This window comes from Streptomyces sp. NPDC045695 (genome assembly GCF_056432025.1).
Window position 1 is genome coordinate 227,407 of sequence record NZ_JBWKJU010000010.1, and the last position, 17,776, is coordinate 245,182.

General features: G+C 74.0%; 19 protein-coding genes. 5 read left to right on the forward strand and 14 right to left on the reverse strand.

Annotation, left to right across the window (positions count from 1 at the left end; all coding sequences use genetic code 11):
• Positions 1-172: 172 nt before the first annotated feature.
• The gene (locus tag AC07DU_RS19725) at positions 173-829 is read right to left on the reverse strand and encodes a DUF3000 domain-containing protein (RefSeq protein WP_360896288.1); all 657 of its coding nucleotides are present in this window, start codon (positions 827-829) and stop codon (positions 173-175) included.
• A 91-nt stretch (positions 830-920) separates the two neighbouring features.
• Between AC07DU_RS19725 and hemE the strand changes: the two genes are divergently transcribed.
• The gene (gene hemE / locus AC07DU_RS19730) at positions 921-1,985 is read left to right on the forward strand and encodes a uroporphyrinogen decarboxylase (protein WP_479112619.1); all 1,065 of its coding nucleotides are present in this window, start codon (positions 921-923) and stop codon (positions 1,983-1,985) included.
• Between the two features lie 126 nt (positions 1,986-2,111).
• Here the strand turns inward: hemE and AC07DU_RS19735 are convergent, their stop codons facing one another.
• On the reverse strand, positions 2,112-3,533 hold the full coding sequence (locus AC07DU_RS19735; RefSeq protein WP_479112621.1) for an FAD-dependent oxidoreductase: 1,422 nt from the start codon (positions 3,531-3,533) through the stop codon (positions 2,112-2,114).
• 63 nt (positions 3,534-3,596) lie between these two features.
• On the reverse strand, positions 3,597-4,628 hold the full coding sequence (locus tag AC07DU_RS19740; RefSeq protein WP_479112623.1) for a DUF4349 domain-containing protein: 1,032 nt from the start codon (positions 4,626-4,628) through the stop codon (positions 3,597-3,599).
• Positions 4,629-4,766: 138 nt separating this feature from the next.
• On the opposite strand from AC07DU_RS19740, the gene hemG reads away from it, so the two are divergent.
• Complete coding sequence (gene hemG, locus AC07DU_RS19745) at positions 4,767-6,245, forward strand: protoporphyrinogen oxidase (protein ID WP_479032033.1); 1,479 nt, start codon at positions 4,767-4,769, stop codon at positions 6,243-6,245.
• 4 nt (positions 6,246-6,249) lie between these two features.
• Positions 6,250-6,963: a hydrogen peroxide-dependent heme synthase gene (gene hemQ / locus AC07DU_RS19750; protein ID WP_030032685.1), complete on the forward strand. Its 714-nt coding sequence runs from the start codon at positions 6,250-6,252 to the stop codon at positions 6,961-6,963.
• A 216-nt stretch (positions 6,964-7,179) separates the two neighbouring features.
• On the opposite strand, the gene AC07DU_RS19755 is transcribed toward hemQ, so the two are convergent.
• The 3 genes from AC07DU_RS19755 to AC07DU_RS19765 all read right to left on the reverse strand — a co-directional run bounded on the left by AC07DU_RS19755 (position 7,180) and on the right by AC07DU_RS19765 (position 10,379).
• Positions 7,180-8,190 (reverse strand): TIGR04222 domain-containing membrane protein, encoded by a 1,011-nt coding sequence (locus tag AC07DU_RS19755; protein WP_479112625.1) that lies wholly within the window; start codon positions 8,188-8,190, stop codon positions 7,180-7,182.
• A complete protein-coding gene (locus AC07DU_RS19760) occupies positions 8,187-9,497 on the reverse strand; it encodes an MbnB/TglH/ChrH family RiPP precursor modification enzyme (RefSeq protein WP_479032522.1) in 1,311 nt (436 codons plus the stop codon). The genes AC07DU_RS19755 and AC07DU_RS19760 overlap by 4 nt, the downstream gene beginning before the upstream one ends.
• A gap of 129 nt (positions 9,498-9,626) precedes the next feature.
• Entirely contained in the window at positions 9,627-10,379 is a 753-nt protein-coding gene (locus AC07DU_RS19765) for an aminoacyl-tRNA hydrolase (protein ID WP_479112627.1), read from the reverse strand.
• A gap of 71 nt (positions 10,380-10,450) precedes the next feature.
• Between AC07DU_RS19765 and AC07DU_RS19770 the strand changes: the two genes are divergently transcribed.
• Positions 10,451-11,125: an AIM24 family protein gene (locus AC07DU_RS19770; protein WP_360896264.1), complete on the forward strand. Its 675-nt coding sequence runs from the start codon at positions 10,451-10,453 to the stop codon at positions 11,123-11,125.
• A 13-nt stretch (positions 11,126-11,138) separates the two neighbouring features.
• On the opposite strand, the gene AC07DU_RS19775 is transcribed toward AC07DU_RS19770, so the two are convergent.
• Genes AC07DU_RS19775 through AC07DU_RS19785 form a run of 3 tightly spaced genes read right to left on the reverse strand, consistent with a single transcriptional unit; the run spans position 11,139 to position 14,793 of the window.
• Positions 11,139-12,128, reverse strand: coding sequence for a TolB family protein (locus AC07DU_RS19775; protein WP_479112629.1), 990 nt, complete (start codon positions 12,126-12,128; stop codon positions 11,139-11,141).
• Positions 12,125-13,444: an MFS transporter gene (locus AC07DU_RS19780; protein WP_479112631.1), complete on the reverse strand. Its 1,320-nt coding sequence runs from the start codon at positions 13,442-13,444 to the stop codon at positions 12,125-12,127. Before AC07DU_RS19780 ends, AC07DU_RS19775 begins: the two co-directional genes overlap by 4 nt.
• Complete coding sequence (locus AC07DU_RS19785) at positions 13,444-14,793, reverse strand: discoidin domain-containing protein (RefSeq protein WP_479112633.1); 1,350 nt, start codon at positions 14,791-14,793, stop codon at positions 13,444-13,446. The genes AC07DU_RS19780 and AC07DU_RS19785 overlap by 1 nt, the downstream gene beginning before the upstream one ends.
• 252 nt (positions 14,794-15,045) lie before the next feature.
• Here AC07DU_RS19785 and AC07DU_RS19790 point away from each other — a divergent pair, with 252 nt between their 5' ends.
• Entirely contained in the window at positions 15,046-15,237 is a 192-nt protein-coding gene (locus AC07DU_RS19790; protein WP_479112635.1) for a hypothetical protein, read from the forward strand.
• 41 nt (positions 15,238-15,278) lie between these two features.
• Here the strand turns inward: AC07DU_RS19790 and amaP are convergent, their stop codons facing one another.
• The 5 genes from amaP to AC07DU_RS19815 form a co-directional block, all read right to left on the reverse strand.
• The gene (amaP, locus tag AC07DU_RS19795) at positions 15,279-15,884 is read right to left on the reverse strand and encodes an alkaline shock response membrane anchor protein AmaP (RefSeq protein WP_479032015.1); all 606 of its coding nucleotides are present in this window, start codon (positions 15,882-15,884) and stop codon (positions 15,279-15,281) included.
• Positions 15,885-15,913: 29 nt separating this feature from the next.
• Positions 15,914-16,597, reverse strand: a complete 684-nt coding sequence (locus AC07DU_RS19800) for a DUF6286 domain-containing protein (protein WP_479032012.1) — start codon at positions 16,595-16,597, stop codon at positions 15,914-15,916.
• Positions 16,598-16,632: 35 nt separating this feature from the next.
• Positions 16,633-17,031: an Asp23/Gls24 family envelope stress response protein gene (locus AC07DU_RS19805; RefSeq protein WP_479032009.1), complete on the reverse strand. Its 399-nt coding sequence runs from the start codon at positions 17,029-17,031 to the stop codon at positions 16,633-16,635.
• Positions 17,028-17,207, reverse strand: a complete 180-nt coding sequence (locus tag AC07DU_RS19810) for a hypothetical protein (protein ID WP_360896240.1) — start codon at positions 17,205-17,207, stop codon at positions 17,028-17,030. Before AC07DU_RS19810 ends, AC07DU_RS19805 begins: the two co-directional genes overlap by 4 nt.
• A gap of 75 nt (positions 17,208-17,282) precedes the next feature.
• Complete coding sequence (locus AC07DU_RS19815) at positions 17,283-17,762, reverse strand: Asp23/Gls24 family envelope stress response protein (RefSeq protein WP_479032006.1); 480 nt, start codon at positions 17,760-17,762, stop codon at positions 17,283-17,285.
• Between the last annotated feature and the right edge of the window lie 14 nt (positions 17,763-17,776).

Below are 17,776 nucleotides of genomic sequence, written 5' to 3' on the forward strand. Positions count from 1 at the left end.
GGGTGATCAGAAGCCCGCACCGGACGCCGCCTTGCGACAGCCCTCCCCGGGGCTTCGATCGGCCGTTCGCGCGTTCCGACGGGCGTGCGGGAGCGGCCCGTACGGGAACGGCCGTACGGGAGCGGCCGCGCGGGGCGGCCGTGCGCCCGGCCCGGGGTGGAAGGGTGGGGGCCTACTTGTGGTGCGGACCGCGTCGCTGCGGCAGGCAGACCACGCCCGTGACGGAGTCCGTCGGGCCCACCGGCGGCAGCCCGGCGATCTGGCACAGCAGTTCGCACCACGCCGACAGGTGCGCCGAGGTGTCCGGCACCCCGCCCACCCCCTCGCGCGGCGTCCACGAGGCTCTGATCTCGATCTGCGTCGCGGGACGCCGCTCCGCGAGCCCGCCGAAGTAGTGCGAGCTCGCCATGGTCACGGTGCCGCTCGCCTCCCCGTACGTCAGTCCGCGCGCGTCCAGCGCCCCCGTCAGCCAGGACCAGCAGACCTCCGGCAGGAGCGGGTCCGCGGCCATCTCCGGCTCCAGCTCGGCCCGCACGAGCGTCACCAGCCGGAAGGTCCCCTGCCAGGCGTCGTGCCCGGCCGGGTCGTGGAGCAGGATGAGCCGGCCGTCGGCCAGGTCGTCCTCGCCGTCCACGACTGCGGCCTCCAGCGCGTAGGCGTGCGGGGCCAGTCTCTGGGGCGGCTTCGTGGGGTCGATCTCGATCCCCGCACGCAGCCGAGCCTTCTTCAAGCCGTCGACCGCCCGCCGGAACGGGAGGGGGACGGAGCTCTCCTCCGCGCTGTCCATACCGTCAGCGCCATCTGAAAATCGTCCCTGAGCCGCAGCCATGCCGGGAAGACTAGGCGGAACGAGCGCCCGTACGGCGCAGGGACACCCGCGCCTTGCCGGGCGCTTCTTCATACGTGCGAAGATTTGGACCGTGAGCGCCAACGAGACCCCCCAGGGCCAGCCGAGTCAGACGTACGATTCCGCCTTCCTGAAGGCGTGCCGGCGCGAGCCGGTGCCGCACACCCCGGTGTGGTTCATGCGGCAGGCGGGGCGCTCGCTCCCGGAGTACCGGAAACTGCGCGAGGGCACCCAGATGCTGGAGTCCTGCATGCGCCCCGACCTGGTCACCGAGATCACCATGCAGCCGGTGCGGCGCCACAACGTCGACGCGGCGATCTTCTTCTCCGACATCGTGGTCCCGCTCAAGGCCATCGGTGTCGACCTGGACATCAAGCCGGGCATCGGCCCGGTCGTGGCCCAGCCGATCCGCCGCCGCGAGGACCTCGCACAGCTGCGCGACCTCACCCCTGAGGACGTCTCGTACGTCACCGAGGCGATCGGCATGCTCACGGGTGAACTGGGCTCCACTCCGTTGATCGGCTTCGCGGGTGCGCCGTTCACCCTCGCGAGCTACCTGGTCGAGGGCGGCCCCTCGAAGAACCACGAGCACACCAAGGCCCTCATGTACGGGGACCCGCAGCTGTGGGCCGACCTGCTGGACCGCCTCGCGGAGATCACCTCCGCCTTCCTGAAGGTCCAGATCGAGGCCGGCGCCTCCGCCGTCCAGCTCTTCGACTCCTGGGTCGGCGCGCTCGCCCCGGCGGACTACCGCCGCTCCGTCATGCCCGCCTCGGCGAAGGTCCTGCAGTCCGTCGCCTCCTACGGGGTCCCCCGGATCCACTTCGGCGTGGGCACGGGCGAACTCCTCGGCCTCATGGGCGAGGCCGGCGCGGACGTCGTGGGCGTCGACTACCGGGTCTCGCTCGACGAGGCGGCCCGCCGGGTCGGCCCGGGCAAGGCGCTCCAGGGCAACCTGGACCCGGCCGTGCTCTTCTCCACCGAGGAGGCCGTGCGGGCCAAGACCGACGAGGTCCTGACCGCCGCTGCAGGGCTGGAGGGTCACGTGTTCAACCTGGGCCACGGCGTCCTCCCGACGACGGACCCCGACGCCCTGACCCGCCTGGTGGAGTACGTCCACATCCGTACGCAGAGCTAGGGGGTGTCTGCGGGGCTGTTCCCCGCCCCGCCCTTTCACCGTTTCCCGGGGCACGGCCGCGGGGTTTGGGGCGGAGCCCCAAGGAATAGTGGAAGGGCCGGGCGGGGAACAGCCCCGCAGGGCCGCCTACACCCCCGCCGCCCGCACGGCGGACACGGCTTTGCGGGCCGCCACCAGGACCGGGTCCCACACCGGAGAGAACGGCGGGGCGTAGCCCAGGTCGAGGGACACGACCTGCTCCACCGTCATACCCGCCGTCAGGGCGACGGCCGCGACGTCGACACGCTTCGCGGAGCCCGGGCCGCCGACGATCTGAAGGCCCAGCAGCCGGCCCGTGCGCTGTTCCGCGAGCATCTTCACCGTCATCTGCGCCGCGCCCGGGTAGTAGCCCGCCGTGTTGGTGGAGCTGATCGTGGCCGTCACGAAGCGCAGGCCCGCCTCCCGGGCGTCCCGCTCGCGCAGACCCGTCCGGGCGATCTCCAATTCGCAGACCTTGCTCACCGCCGTACCGACGACGCCCGGGAACGTCGCGTAGCCGCCGGCCACGCCCGACCCGATGACCTGCCCGTGCTTGTTGGCGTGCGTGCCCAGCGGGATGTGCCGGGTGCGGCCCGCGATCAGGTCCATGACCTCCACGCAGTCACCGCCCGCCCAGATGTCCTCGTGGCCCCGCACCCGCATCGACAGGTCCGTGAGGATGCCGCCCGACGGCCCGAGCGGCAGGCCCGCCGCGCGGGCCAGGGCGGTACGGGGCTCGACCCCGATGCCGAGCACGACCACGTCCGCCTCGTACTCCTCGCCCGTCGCCGTGGCCACCGCGCGGGCCCGGCCGTGGTCGTCGGTGAGGATCTTCGTGACCTCTGCCCGGCCGACCGTACGGATCCCCATGCCGTTCATGGCGCTGTGCACCAGGCCGCCCATGTCCGGGTCCAGCGTGGCCATCGGTTGCTCGCCCCGGTACAGGACGGTGACCTCGTAGTCCCGCCCGATCAGGGCCTCGGCCATCTCCACGCCGATGTAGCCGGCGCCGACCACGACCGCCCGGCGGCGCCCGGTGCGCTCCCGCCCCTCCTCCCGGTCCAGCGTGGTCATGAGGCGCTGGCCGTCGTCCAGGGTCTGGACGCCGTGGACCCCGTGCGCGCCGATGCCGGGAAGGCGGGGGCGGACCGGGCGGGCGCCCGTCGCCAGGACCAGCTTGTCGTAATGCGTCCAGGATTCGGATCCGCTGTCCAGATCCCGGGCGCGCACCCGGGATCCGGCCGGATCGAGCTCCACGACCTCCGTGCGGGTGCGCAGGTCGATGTGGCGGGCGCGGTGCTCCTCGGGGCTGCGGGCGATCAGGTCGTCGCGCTCGCCGACCAGGCCGCCGATCCAGTAAGGGATCCCGCACGCGGAGTAGGAGGTGAAGTGGCCGCGCTCGAAGGCGACGATCTCCAGCTCCGCCGGCCCCTTGAGCCTGCGGGCCTGTGACGCGGCGGACATCCCCGCCGCGTCCCCGCCGACCACCACCAGCCGTTCCGTCGGCTTCGTCGTCCTCGTCGCCGTCATCGCCCGCACCGCCCCTTCGCCGCCGTCCATCGGATGACGAACACGCTACGTGCGAACGCGCGTTCAGTCCTGGATCTGCTCCCCGGTGTCCGCGGTCTCCGCCGGCCGGGCCGCCGGCACCGGGGCCCGCCCCGGGACCGTTCCTGCCTTCGGGACCGTGCCCGCCTTCGGGGCCGCCGGACGGAACCTGCGGTACAGCCGGAACCCCAGCCCCAGCAGTGCGGCCGTCAGCGCGAACGGCAGCAGCGCGCCCACCGCCACCACCAGGTAGCGCACGAGCGTCGTGAAGACCTCCCAGCCGCCGTGCAGGGCGCCGAGGAAGGTGGGCTCCTTCTCCTCCTCCTTCGCCGCCGGCTCCGGGGCCGGCTCGGAGACCTCCAGCGTGATCGTGCCCATCGAGGTCCGGTCCTTGAGCGCCGACTGCTGCGCCAGCAGCGATTCCAGGTCCGACTGGCGCCGGCTCAGCTCGCTCTCCAGCATCACCACCTCGCTCAGCGCCGAGGCCTTGCCCATCATCTCCCGCACCCGCTCCACGCTGGCCTGCTGCGAAGCGACGCGGCTGCCGATGTCGGCGACCTTCTCGGTGACGTCCTGCGCGTCGACCTTGCGGTGCAGGAGCTTGCCGCTGCCCTCCATCGCCGTGAGGACGGAGTCGTAGCGGTCAGCGGGGACCCGCAGGGTCAGCGTGGAGGTCATCCGGCCGTCCCCGCCGCGTTTGGTGGACTCGTTGCCGACGTACCCGCCCGCCCCGTCGGCCGCCGTGCGGGCCGCCGCGAGGGTCTTCTGCGCGTCGGTCGTCTCGATGCCGAGCGTCGCCGTACGGATGACGTTCGGGCGGACCACGGCCGCGGGCGGCTGCGCGTTCTTGTCAGCGGGCGCCGGGGCCGCCGCGGCCGCCCCCGGCTTGCCCTGCGCGGCGTCGCCCGCGGCCGCGCCGTGCTGGGCGGCGCCCTCCTGCGGCGCGACCACCGCCTTGTCGCCGGAGGCGGACCGGCCCCCGTCCGCGCCCGAGCCGCAGCCGGTGAGCGCGAGCGCACCCGTCAGAGAGAGGGCGGTCAGGGCCGCCGCGGATCGGTGTCCGAGCAGTGCACGCATCGTGTAAACCCCCGAAGGTCGGCTGGTGTTGCCGTTTCGACGCCGCCCGTCCCCTCGCGGGTTTCGCTTCGCCGGTCCCGGCCCGGTCCCGATGCGGTCACGTTCCGGCCTCGGAGATCGGTCTGAGACGATGTGTCCATGCACGAAGCGGACATGCGTACGGATCGACCGGGCCGGGGCCGGCACGTCGTCGTCATCGGCGGCGGCATCGCGGGCCTCGCGGCAGCCCACCGGCTGCTCGCCGAAGGCGTCCGCGTCACACTGCTGGAGGCCGGACCGCGCCTCGGCGGCAAGCTGTACGCCGGTGAGCTCGCCGGGGCCAGGGTCGACCTGGGCGCCGAATCCATGCTCGCCCGCCGCCCCGAAGCCGTGGCCCTGGCCAAGGCCGTGGGCCTCGGCGACGCGCTGCAGCCGCCCGCCACCGCCACCGCGCACCTGTGGACCCGCGGCGCCCTGCGGCCGATGCCGCGCGGGCACGTCATGGGGGTCCCCGGGGACCTGGCGCCGCTCGCCGCCTCCGGGGTGCTCTCCCCGGAGGGCCTGGCCCGCATCGAGGCCGAGCGCGAGCTGCCGCCCGCCGAGATCGGCGAGGACGTCGCGGTCGGTGAGTACGTCGCCGCCCGCCTCGGCCGCGAGGTCGTCGACCGGCTCGTGGAACCGCTGCTCGGCGGGGTCTACGCGGGCGACGCCTACCGCATCTCCATGCGGGCCGCCGTGCCCCAGCTGTTCGAGGCCGCCCGCACGCACGCGCTGCTGGGCGACGGCGTACGGGAGCTCCAGCGCAGGGCCGAGGCGCAGCCCCAGCAGGCCGGTCCGGTCTTCGCCGGCCTCGACGGCGGCATCGGACGGCTCCCGCTCGCGGTGGCCGAGGCCTGCCGCTCGGCCGGAGCGCGCCTCGTCACGGGCGCCCCCGTCCGCGAGGTCCTCCGTACGGCTGAAGGCTGGCGGATCGTGGCCGACGCCGAGGTCTTCGAGGCCGACGGCGTCGTCCTGGCCACCCCGGCCGGGCCGGCCGCCCGGCTGCTCGACGCCCTCGCGCCCGCCGCCGCGGCCGAACTGCGCGGCGTCGCGTACGCCTCCATGGCGCTGATCACGATGGCCTTCCGCCGCCGCGACCTGCCGGCCGCCGTCCGCGAGGGCGGCGCCAGCGGGTTCCTCGTACCGCCCGTGGACGGCCGCACCATCAAGGCGTCCACCTTCTCCAGCAACAAGTGGGCCTGGGCGGGGGCGGATCCCGAGCTCTTCCTGCTGCGCACCTCCGTGGGCCGGTACGCCGACGAGGCGGACCTGCGGCGCGAGGACGGCGAGCTCGTCGACGTCTCCCTCGCCGACCTCGGCGAGGCCGTCGGCCTCGCGGCCCGGCCGGTCGCCTCCACCGTCACCCGCTGGGAGGGCGGGCTGCCCCAGTACCCCGTCGGGCACCTCGGCCGGGTGGCCCGGATCCGCGGCGCCGTCGCCGCGCTGCCGGGCCTCGCGGTGTGCGGCGCGCTCTACGACGGGGTGGGCATCCCGGCGTGCATCGCGAGCGCCGGCAAGGCCGTGGACGCGGTGATCGACGGGCTCGGTGCGCAGAGGGCACCCCTGGCACAGACCACTGATCAGGGCACGGGACAATAGGAACATGACTGCACCAGAGAAGATTCCCAACGCGGGGAAGAAGGCGAAGGACCTCAACGAGGTCATCCGCTACACCCTGTGGTCCGTCTTCAAGCTGAAGGACGTACTCCCCGAGGACCGCGCCGGTTTCGCCGACGAGGTCCAGGAGCTGTTCGACCAGCTGGCCGCCAAGGACATCACCGTCCGCGGCACCTATGACGTCTCCGGCCTGCGCGCCGACGCCGACATCATGATCTGGTGGCACGCCGAGACGGCGGACGAGCTGCAGACCGCGTACAACCTGTTCCGCCGCACCAAGCTGGGCCGCGCGATGGAGCCGGTGTGGTCGAACATGGCCCTGCACCGCCCGGCCGAGTTCAACAAGTCGCACATCCCGGCCTTCCTGGCCGACGAGGTCGCGCGCGACTACGTCAGCGTGTACCCCTTCGTCCGCAGCTACGACTGGTACCTGCTGCCCGACGAGGACCGCCGCCGCATGCTCGCCGACCACGGCAAGATGGCCCGCGGCTACCCCGACGTGCGCGCCAACACCGTCGCCTCCTTCTCGCTGGGCGATTATGAGTGGCTGCTGGCCTTCGAGGCGGACGAGCTGTACCGCATCGTCGACCTGATGCGTCACCTGCGGGCCTCCGAGGCCCGTATGCACGTGCGCGAAGAGGTGCCCTTCTACACCGGGCGCCGCAAGTCCGTCGCCGATCTGGTGGCCGGGCTCGCCTGATACCTCCCCTGGGGGGAAGGACCGGAGGAAGACCACACCGTCAGGTGACCCCCTCCGGTGGATCGGGAGGCCCTGCCCCCGAAACGACGCAGCCGGAGATCCCGCCCGGAAGTTCAGACGACTGGCGGCAGCAGCGCCCTGCGGGCGCTTGCTGCCCGGTCGTCCAGCGACACCGGTGCGGGCTCCGGATGCGGCGCCCACATGACGGTCCACCCGTCACGAGCTGGACGAACTGCCGCAGCTCGAACTGCTGCTGCCACAGCTGGAGCTACTGCCTCCGCAGCTGGAACTGCTGCCTCCGCAGCTGCTCCCGGAAGAACCGCAGCTGGAGCCGCCCGAGCCGCAGCCGGAGCCCGAGGAGCATCCGCCTCCCGAGGATCCGCAGCTCGCACCGCCGCCCCCGTCGCTCGATGCGCACCAGACCACCGCCGCCACCTCGGCACCCGAGGAGTGGGACCGGGACTGGGCCGCGGCCAGCCGCGTACTGCGTGCCGCGGGCACCAGCAGCTGGCGCAGGTACGGGTCCCGCAGGCCCCGCAGCCCGAACAGCGCGGTCTGCACGTGCGGGGTCCCGTCGTTCATGTACTGGGCGCGCATCGCGAGCAGGGCCCGTTGCCCTGCCGGCGTGACCCGGCTGCGGGCCTTGGCCGCGCAGAGGGCGCCCACGACGATCCCGCCCAGCAGCGGGAACAGCACCTTCAGGATGAACGGCACGTGGTAGCCCGGGTCCAGGCCGTACTCCATGGCGGTCAGCACCAGTGACACCGGCAGCAGGACCGCGCACACGGTGAGCTGGACCAGCCCCCAGCGCCGCCAGGTCCGCCCGGCGCCGCGCGGGGAGACCAGCCCGCGGGCGGCCACGGCGTCCCCGACCTCCTGGACGGCCGGGTCGAGCATGGCGGCGTAGCGCACCTGGTACAGCCACCCCGAGCGGCCCTCGCGGTGGGCGTGCAGGACGGCGCGCTCGACGGGGTCGAAGGCCCGCGCCCCGGGCCGTACCTCGACGATGCCCGGGCCGCCGACCGTCAGCCGGCCGTCGCCGAGCATCGAGACCAGCGCGGCGTCCACGACGGTGGCGGGGCCGCCCACCACGAAGGCGGCCTCCGTCAGGTCGTGGAAGCGGGACGCCGGTCCGTACGACGGGGGCCGCGAGCGGCGCAGCCCGCGCAGCAGGAGGACGCTGGAGACGATCACGGAGATCCAGACCATGAGGGCGAGGAGGTTCATGCCGCCCTCCCCGCGAGCGCCCGGGCCCAGCGCACGATCCGGCGGGGCGGTGTGGCCCCGGATCGGTCCCGCCACCAGGTCGTGAGACGGCGACGGGCGGCCGGGTCGGCCGGCAGGTCGCGGACCAGCAGGTGTTCGGCGAAGTCCAGCGCGTCCCGGCGGTAGCCGGCGGTCATGGGGCGGCCCTTGGCATAGCCGAGGAAGGCCTCGCGGTACGGGTCCCGGCCGCCCAGGATCACGGGCAGTTCCGGTGCCAGCCTGGCCACCACATCGGCCCGCTTGGCGGCGAGCGCCCGGGCCTGCACCCGGATGCGCGGGCGGTCGAACCCCTCGGGCACGGGGGTCCCGGCCACCAGGGCCGACAGCAGCGCGGCCTGCCCGAGCGCCACCCGGGTCCGGGCGGCCTCGGTGGCGCCGGGGGGCTCCGGCCGGGCGTCCTGCTGCGCCGCGGCCTGCGGCCCGGCGGCCCGCGCCGCGGTGCCGTCGGACTTCGTCGTGCCGCCCGCCGTCACCACCGCCCGGATCGCCTCCAGTTCCGCCGCGAGCTCCGCCTCCGGCGGGAAGTCGTCGTCCCGCTCCAGGAGGACCCCCGGCGGGTCCACCCGGGAGCGCAGTGCGGCCAGAAGGTCGAGCACCACCGGCGGTACCGGGTGGGCGTGGGTGTCGTGCCAGACGCCGCCCCGCTCGACGCCGCCCGCCACGTGCACGTACGCGAGCGCCTCCAGCGGGATCGCGTCCAGGACGGCGGCCGGGTCCTCGCCCCGGTTGACCCGGTTGGTGTGCAGGTTGGCCACGTCGATGAGCAGCCGGACACCGGTCCGCTCGACGAGCTCCGTGAGGAACTGCCCCTCCGTCAGCTCCTCGTCCGGCCACGAGAACAGCGCCGCGATGTTCTCCAGCGCCAGGGGCACGGGCAGCGCGTCCTGCGCGATCCGTACGTTCTCGCACAGCACGTCCAGCGCGTCGCGGGTCCGCGGCACCGGCAGCAGGTGCCCGGCCTCCAGCGCCGGCGAGGAGGTCCTTACGAAGGCGATGTGCTCGGTGACCAGCGGCGCCCCCAGCGCCACCGCCCGCTCGGCCAGCGCCGCCAGCTTCTGCGGGTCCGGCCGGTCGGCGCCGCCGATGCCAAGCGAGACCCCGTGCGGCACGACGCGCGTGCCGCGCTCCCGCAGCCGCAGCAGGGCCTCGGGCAGGTGGCCCGGGCAGATGTTCTCGGCCACCACCTCGACCCAGTCCAGGCCGGGCAGCCGCTCGACCGCGTCCGCGATCTCCGGCCGCCAGCCGATGCCCACCCCCAGGTGTGCCATGGGCTTCATGTCCCCTCGCCCCCTCTCTCCGCACCGTGTGCCGATGTCATGGCCCCGGCGGAGCCCGGCCAACCGCGGGAGGGGACGTTCAGAGCAACATTTGAGGTTCCCGGCGGCCCCGGGAATCCGTCAGAGCCGGGCCCGCAGGGCCGGATGGTCGGCGACCACCGTCGCGCTCCCCGGCGCGATCTCGGTGAACCCGGCGTCCCGGACCACCGGCAGCCCGCTCCCGCTCAGCTCCGCCCACCGCTCGCGCGCGGCCGTCCGCACGGCCAGCCGGAAACCGTCGGCCTGCCACGCCGTGCGCTGCGCCTGGGTCAGCTCCCACCAGGCCAGCTGCGCCGCGTGCCCGGCCTGCGCCATCGCCTTGCCGGCGGACATGTCGAGCGCGGGGTTGAGCCACAGGACGGGCAGACCCGGCTCGGTGACCGCGGGGACCGGGTCCGGGTCGTCCAGGTCGGTGCCCGACACCTGGAGCTTGGCCAGCTCCTTGGGCCAGCCGTCCAGCGGCACGGGCGGGAAGACCCGCACCTCGGCGCCGGCGCCGTGCACGGTGACACCCGGAAGGGTCTGCGCCTTGCGCCACTCCGCGCCGCGCGCCCGCCGGACCACCTTGCGGATGCGGGCGTCCTGCCAGTCGCGGACCGCGCCGGCCCATTCGCCGTCGCCTTGCGCCCGCTCGTCGGTGAGCAGGACCAGTACGGCGCGGGCCGCCGTCTCCAGGGCGTCCGTCCGGGCGGGCGGCTCGGTCTTCTCGATCCTCACCACCAGCGGCAGGACGAACTGCGGGGTCTCGTCGCGCAGGGCGTGCTCCTGCCGGAACGGGCTGTCCGCCCCGACCGCGGGAACGTCGGTGGTGGGGTGCGTGTGCTGGCTGCTCATCCCGCCAAGGATGCCAGGGTCCGCCTTGAGGATGACGCCCCGGGGGCCCGCCCCGCGCGAAGATCGGAACCATGAAGAGTGATCTTTTCGCGTCCGAGAACCTGGCCCAGGCGGCCGTCGCCCCCGGCATGACCCTGCAGAACGCCAAGTCGGTGAAGTACGCGGTCAACGGCGAGATGCTGGCCCGCCAGGGTTCGATGGTGGCCTTCCGCGGCAACCTCCAGTTCGAGCGCAAGGGCCAGGGCATCGGCGGCATGCTCAAGCGCGCCGTCACGGGCGAGGGCCTGGCGCTCATGTCCGTACGCGGCCAGGGCGAGGCCTGGTTCGCCCACCAGGCGGGCAACTGCTTCATCATCGACTTCGAGCCGGGCGACTCGCTGACCATCAACGGCCGCAACGTGCTCTGCTTCGACCCGAGCCTGTCCTACGAGATCAAGATGGTGAAGGGCGCCGGCATGACCGGCGGCGGTCTCTTCAACAGCGTCTTCACCGGCACCGGCAAGCTCGCCGTGGTCTGCGACGGCAACCCGATCATCATCCCGGTCACCGCGCAGTCCCCGGTCTTCGTCGACACGGACGCGGTCGTCGGCTGGAGCGCGCAGCTGGAGACGGGCCTGCACCGCTCCCAGTCGGTCGGCTCGATGATCCGCGGCGGCTCCGGCGAGGCCGTCCAGCTGAAGCTGAGCGGCGAGGGCTTCGTCATCGTCCGCCCGAGCGAGGTCGTGGAGACCACGCCGGCGCACTGAATCCGCAGCCCGGTCACGGGACGTTCGCCGGGGACGAGCCCCCCGCCACGACGAGGCGGGGGGCTCCCGTGCCGTCCGCCGGGACCGACCAGACGTCGCTCGCGCGGCCGTCGCGGCCCGGGAGGGCGTAACCGAGGGTCGCGGAGTCCAGCCAGGCGGCCTGGTCGTCGACGCTGTGCGGCTCGCTCACGGGGTGTTCGCGCATCGTCGCCAGGTCGAGGACGTGGAGCCGCCAGGGGGACCGGGGGTCGTCCGAGACCTTCTTCTTGAAGGCGATGCGGGTGTCGTCCGGGGACAGCGAGGGGCATTCGACGTTCTCGCGCAGCGCCTTCGCCGACCAGGTGCGCAGGTCGCCCTCGACGAGGTGGGTGCGGCCCCCGGTGGAGACGGTGGCGTAGAAGCGGTTGTCGTCGCGGGCGAAGGTCACGCCCCAGTAGTTGACGTCGGAGTCGTGGTGGCGGGCTCCGTCCAAGGTCAGCGGGATCTGCTCGATCGACTTGACCAGGTAGCCGGTGCGCAGGTCCAGGATCGCGGTCCGGGTGGAGAACGCGGTGGTGGCGTAGGAGTCGCCGGTCGTGAAGGTCGTCCACGAGAGCACCTGCCCCGAGGCGGAGACGCGGGCCCGGTTGGGGATGCCCGGTACGGTCACCCGGCGGACCTCCCGCAGGCGCCGGTCGAGTACGAGGGCCTCGGTGCGGGCCGGGACGCCGGGCAGCCTGCGCAGGCACAGGGCGTGCTCCCCGGCGGTGTGGAAGCGGTCGCAGGAAGGACCGCCCGGCACGCGCGGCACCTGCTCGCCGGCCTGGCGGGCGACCCGCCCGGTGGCCGGGTCCTGGAAGTAGAGGCCCGGTTCTTCGAGGCTGAACGAGGCGTCGGCCGCGGCCGGCCCCGGCGGCCGTTCGCGGTGCCGCGCGTGCAGGACGTAGCCCAGGGAGCCGCCCGCGAGCAGCAGCACGGCGGTGAGGACGAGGGCGAGCCGCAGCGGCCGCGACCTGAGATTCACGACGACTCCGTGGGGGGTGCGGGGGTGGGTTTGCGGGCGGGCGCGGCCGGGGTGGTGAGGGCGGGCATGACGCGCCAGGCGGCCGCGAGCGCCCCGGCCAGCGCGAGCGCCGCCGCCCCCAGCGCGGGCCGCGGCCCCCAGAGGGTCCACGCCGCCCCGAATCCGGCCGCGCCGAGGAGGCGGGCCAGTGCCTGGCCGGTCTGCAGCAGCGCGAGGCCGCCCGCCCGGCCGTGCGTGGGCAGTACGGGCGCGGCCAGCGCCATCAGGACGCCGTCGGTGGCGGCGTAGAAGACCCCCAGCAAGGCCAGGACGCCCACGAGGCCGGCCCATGAGACGGGGGCGAGCAGTACCGCGTACGCGCCGAGCAGGGCGCCGTGGCCGCACAGGAAGGCCGTCCGCCGGCCGGTGCGGTCGGCGATCCGGCCCAGGGGCACGGCGAGCAGCAGGTAGACGGCGGCGGCGCCGAGCGGCAGCAGCGTGAACAGGACGGGGGGCAGTTCCAGAGCGCGCAGGAGCAGCAGGTAGACGAAGGCGTCGCCGATGGTGGTGGCGCCGAGCAGGGCCGCGGCGTACAGGACGCGGCGGAAGGCGGGGTCGCGCAGCGCGGCGAACGCGGGACCGGGCGCTGCGGTGGCGGCGGGCTTGGTGGCGGGACCGGGGGACCCGGGCCGGGCCGCGGGCCTGGCCGCGCCGGGCGCCGACGGGACGTACACGACGAGCAGGAGCACGCCCAGCAGGCCGACGCAGAAGCTGACGGCGAACACCGCGTCGTAGGCGTCGGCGGTCGCCCACAGCACGGCGAACGCGGCGAGCGGCCCGAGCAGGGCGCCCGTGGTGTCCATGGCCCGGTGCACGCCGAAGGACCGGCCGAGCGACTCCGGGGGGCCGCTGAGCGAGATCAGCGCGTCGCGCGGGGCCGTACGGACACCCTTGCCCAACCGGTCCGCGGCGAGCGCGGCGGCGATCCCGGCGGTGGCGCCGCCGACGAGGAGCAGCCCGAGCCGGGAGAGCGCGGAGAGCAGGTACCCGGCGCCGGCGACCCGCTTGTGGCGGCCGCCGCGGTCGGCGAGGCGTCCGCCGAGCAGCCGTACGAGCGCGGTCGCGCCGTTGAACATGCCGTCCAGGAAGCCGAACTGGAGGGGCGACAGGCCGAGGTCCAGGACCAGGTAGAGCGGCAGCACCGCCGTGACCATCTCCGAGGAGACGTCTGTGACGAGGCTGACCGCGCCGAGCGCGAGGACGGCGGCGGGGACGCGCCGCCGGACCCCCTGGGGGGCGGGCGGCGCGTCCGAGCGGCCGTTGGCGGCCAGGTACATCAGTGGCAGCTGTACTTCGGACTGGTGTCCTTGACCTGCCCGTCGGCGGCGACGTACGTCCACCCGAAGCCGGAGTCGGTGAAGTCGAGCTTCACCACGCCGTAGGGGCCGCTGATCCGCTTCTGGCTGTTGGGCTGGACGTCCTCGATCGGGTAGGGCTCGGCGCCGCCCATCCCGCCGACGATCTCCACGATCCCGTCGGCCCGCGCCCGCCCGTCCGGGTCCTGCGGGGCGAACCGCTCGTAGTGGTGGTCGTGCCCGTTCAGCACGAGGTCGGCCTTCGCGGCGTACAGGATCTTCCACACCGGCTTGGAGACCGGGTCGTTGCCGTGCCCGCCGGAGGAGAACAGCGGGTGGTGCCAGTAGGCGGCGATGCACTGCTTGCCGTTGGCGGCGAGGTCGGCCTTGAGCCAGTCGAGCTGGGCGGCCTGGTCGAAGGAGTTGGAGTCGAGGGCGATGAAGTGCCAGTTGCCCTCGTCGTAGCTGTAGTAGCTCTTGCCCTGGGGGTAGGCGACGCTGCCGAAGTACGCCTTGTACCCGGCGAGCGGGCCGGCCGGATCGTACGTCTCGTGGTTGCCCGGGACCGGGCGGGTCTTCGCCTTGAAGGCGCCCCAGGTCTTGTCGTAGTAGGCGCGGAAGTCGGAGAGCCGGGCGTCGTCGTACTGGTTGTCACCCATCGTCAGGTAGAACTTCGGGTCGATGCTCCGGGCGAGCGCGGCGGTCTTGGGGTGCGCGCAGCCGCTGTCGGACGCGGTGCACTGAGCGGCGATGTCACCGGCCGCGACCACCGTGAACGCGCCGCCGGGCGGCGGGCCGCCGTCGACGACCCCGTACACCTCGGCCTCGAAGAGCGAGTAGCCGTACGCGGTGCCGCGCGCGGTTCCGTGGATCCGCAGGTAGCGGCCCTTCCCGGCGAGGCCGGTCCAGTCGTCGACGCCGCCGTTGCCCGCGGTCTCGGTGGCGAGCGCGGTCCAGGTGGCGCCGTCGGCGGACACCTCCACGCGGTAGGCCCGCGCGTAGGCCGCCTCCCAGGTCAGCCGCACGCGGGAGACGGTGGCCGAGGCACCGAGGTCGACCCGGATCCACTGCGGGTCCGCGCCCTCGGCGCTGGCCCAGCGGGTGGCCGGGTTGCCGTCGAAGGCGTTCTTCGCGCCCAGCGACGAGGTCTCGGTGGAGGACGCGGTGGCGGGCCTCCCGCGCGATATGAGGGGGTCGGTGGCGGCCCCGGCCCGTTCGGGCCAGGCGAGGAGGAGGCCGCCGACGAGGGCGAACACGGCGGTGGCGACGAGGAGGAGGGACCGAAGTCCGCGGCGGAGCGCGGGGGGTGGAGCGGAAGCGTTCAGGCGCATACCTGGACTCCCTTGAGGGGGGCGGCGAGAGCTGGACTCTGGCGCGGGGCGCCGCGCCCCCGCCCGTCGCCGGGCAGGGGCAGCGCCACGGCGGCCGGGTCAGAGCTCTCACTGAGCGCGTCATGCCCACGGGGTCGGGCACCGCGCCAAGCCGCCGAGCGGGACACTAACAGGAAGGAAAGTTTCCTACCAGTGTCCGGACAGGCATGATTGCGCGGTGCCCGTGCCACGGGCGGGCGTAGGCTCGTCCCCATGGACCAGTCGCCCGAGACCCCCTCGTACTGCCCCGCCCCCGCCGCCCCCGCCGGGCGGGCGCCGGGACCGCCGTACGCCGACTGCGTGCAGTGCGCCCAGCCCACCGAGTACGGCGTCGCGACACCGGGCGTGGTGCTCTGCCCGGTGTGCGAATGGCAGGAAGCGCAGCGCACGGCCTGCTCCGGCTAGGCGGTGCCAGGCCGGCGGCGCTCCCCGGGTCGCGCTAGCCGCTACTGGGCGCGGTGCGGCTTGTGGGGTGCGACCCGCAGGCGGGTCCGTGCGCACAGGCGTGCCCGGCCGGTGGACCGGCGTGCGCGTTCCACCGGGCCTTCGCACAGGGCCTGCAGTACGGGACCGGGCTCGCTGTCGGGGGTGAGCGTGAGGTCGACGTGCGCCTCCGGGCGGTCGGCGCGGCCGGTCATCCGCACCCGTGCGTCCCGCACGCCGGGCTGGCGGCGGACATCGGCGGCCAGGGCGTCGCTGAGCGCGCTCTCACGCAGTTCCACGCCGTCCGTCGCAGGTGGTCCTCCCACGGGTATGGGGCCGGGGTGCCTGCGGCGCAGCTGTGCGAGCAGCCACCACAGCGCGAGCAGCAGGACGACCACCAGGGCGGCGATCACCACGGGCCACCACCAGCCCTCGTCCGTCCAGCGGGTGCGGTCGGCTTCGCCGAGCAGCACGGCGTGCGGGGTGCTGAGCGGCCAGTCGTCAGGAGGGCGCAGGTTCCACCGCCGGTAGAGGTCGAAGCCACCCGCCAGCATCAGCAGACCGGCGCCGAACAGGACGATGCCCGTCACGGCCAGCAGAACCCGGTTGACTGCGGACTTCCTCTTCATGGGATCCGTCCCCTCTTCTCCCCGGCCGGTCACGGGCGGCGTGGCCGGACCCGGACGCCGAGACGTGGCGGGCGGGCCAGGGCGAGCCGGTCGCGCTGCTCGCGCAGCGCCGTCAGCAGATCGGCCTTGACGTCGGCTTGGGCACGGAAGCGGACCTCCGCGCGCGCCGCGATGCGGTGTCGTCCCACCCGGACCCTGGCGGCACTGACGCCGGGGACGCGCAGGGCGGCGTCGCGCAGCATGAGAGCGGCGGCGTCGCGGTCCAGGACGGCCTGTACCCGGTCGTCGGGTGTTCTGAGGGGCAGATGACGACGCAGGCCGGGGGTCAGTGCCAGGACGATCAGCCAGAGGCCGACGGCGGCGAGGAGGGCCGCTCCCACCCGGATCCAGATGTCGTCCAGAGGGCGGGTGGCCAGCTCGTCGGCGAGGCGCGTGCGCCAGGCGGCGGCGGATCCGCCCGCGCGCACCCTGACGACGTCGACCAGCAGGATCCCGGCGGCCGCCCCGACGACCAGGGCTGCCAGCGCAGCGGGTATCCGGCGTGCGGACCAGGGGCGGCGCGAAGGACGCGGGCCGCCGCGCGTGTCGTTGCCGTGCTCGCGGTCCGGCGCGTCGGGAGGCTGCTTGACCAACAGGTCCACCGTGCGGGACGTGGTCTCGCCGCTCCCCAGGGTCTGCTCCCTGCCGGCCTTGGGGTCTTGGTCCCGTGTCATGCCGGCTCTCCTTCCCGGTGGGTGCCCGCTCGGGCTCACTGCACACGTCCGTGCTCGGATCCGTCAGAGGTCACCAGGCGCTCGATGGTCAGCGCGACCTCGGTGACGTTCATGCCGGTCAGCTGGGCCACGCGCTCACCGACGTAGTGCTGCACCTCGCCGGCGGCGCCGGCGAGGTCGGCCGGGTAGGGCAGGTCCAGGGTCAGCCCGAGCCGTGCGGATCCGCCGGCGACGGCGGCCGAGGCGCGCGGAGCGGTCAGTCCCGTATGCGTCGTGCCCGCTTGCCGGTGCAGGGCCTCGCGTGCGGCGCGGGCCGCGATGCGGGCCACCACCTTGTCCGGGATGACCGTCGCGCCACGTTCGGCCGCCGGGGGCAGCGCCTGCCTGGTGTCCGCGGCGTCCCCGGGCAGCCCAGGGGCGGGCTGCGAGGTCACTGCCGGTCCCGAGACCGGCTGAAGTCCGACATCTCAAGGTCGCCCTGGAGCATGAGGCCGACCACCAGGCCCACGGCGCCCAGGACCGCCACCAGCAGGAAGGCCCAGAACCCGCCGAAGAAGGCAGCGAAACCCAAGGCCATTCCGGCCAGCAGGCCCACCAGTGCTGCGCTCATCTCACTCACCTGAAATCTCACGTCGATCGGTTTCTGCGGCCGACCGCGGACGGCGGGCGGCCGGGCTGCGCCCCGTCACTGGACGCGGCTCTCGCCCTCCTCGGCTTCCTCCTCCTCGTCGGGCAGGTGAACGTCGTCGACGGTGATGTTCACCTCGACCACGTCCAGGCCGGTCATGCGCTCCACGGCCGTGATCACGTTGGTGCGGACGTCGCCGGCGATGTCGACGATGGACACGCCGTACTCCACGACCACGTCCAGGTCCACGGCTGTCTGGCGTTCGCCCACCTCGACCTTCACGCCCCTGCTCACGCTGGGGCGTCCTCCCGGAACCTTGTCCCGAACGGCGCCCAGGGTGCGGCTCATCCCGGCACCGAGGCTGTGGATGCCCGGTACCTCCCGGGTGGCCATCCCCGCGATCTTCTCGACGACGCTGTCGGCGATGGTGGTACGCCCCCGCGTCTCCGGCGGGGCCCCGACGCCGCTGCGGCCCTGCAGCGTGCTCATGCCGCCCTGCTGGCTCGGACCTGAAGGCGAACTGATGCTGTCCGACATGAGGACCTCCCAAG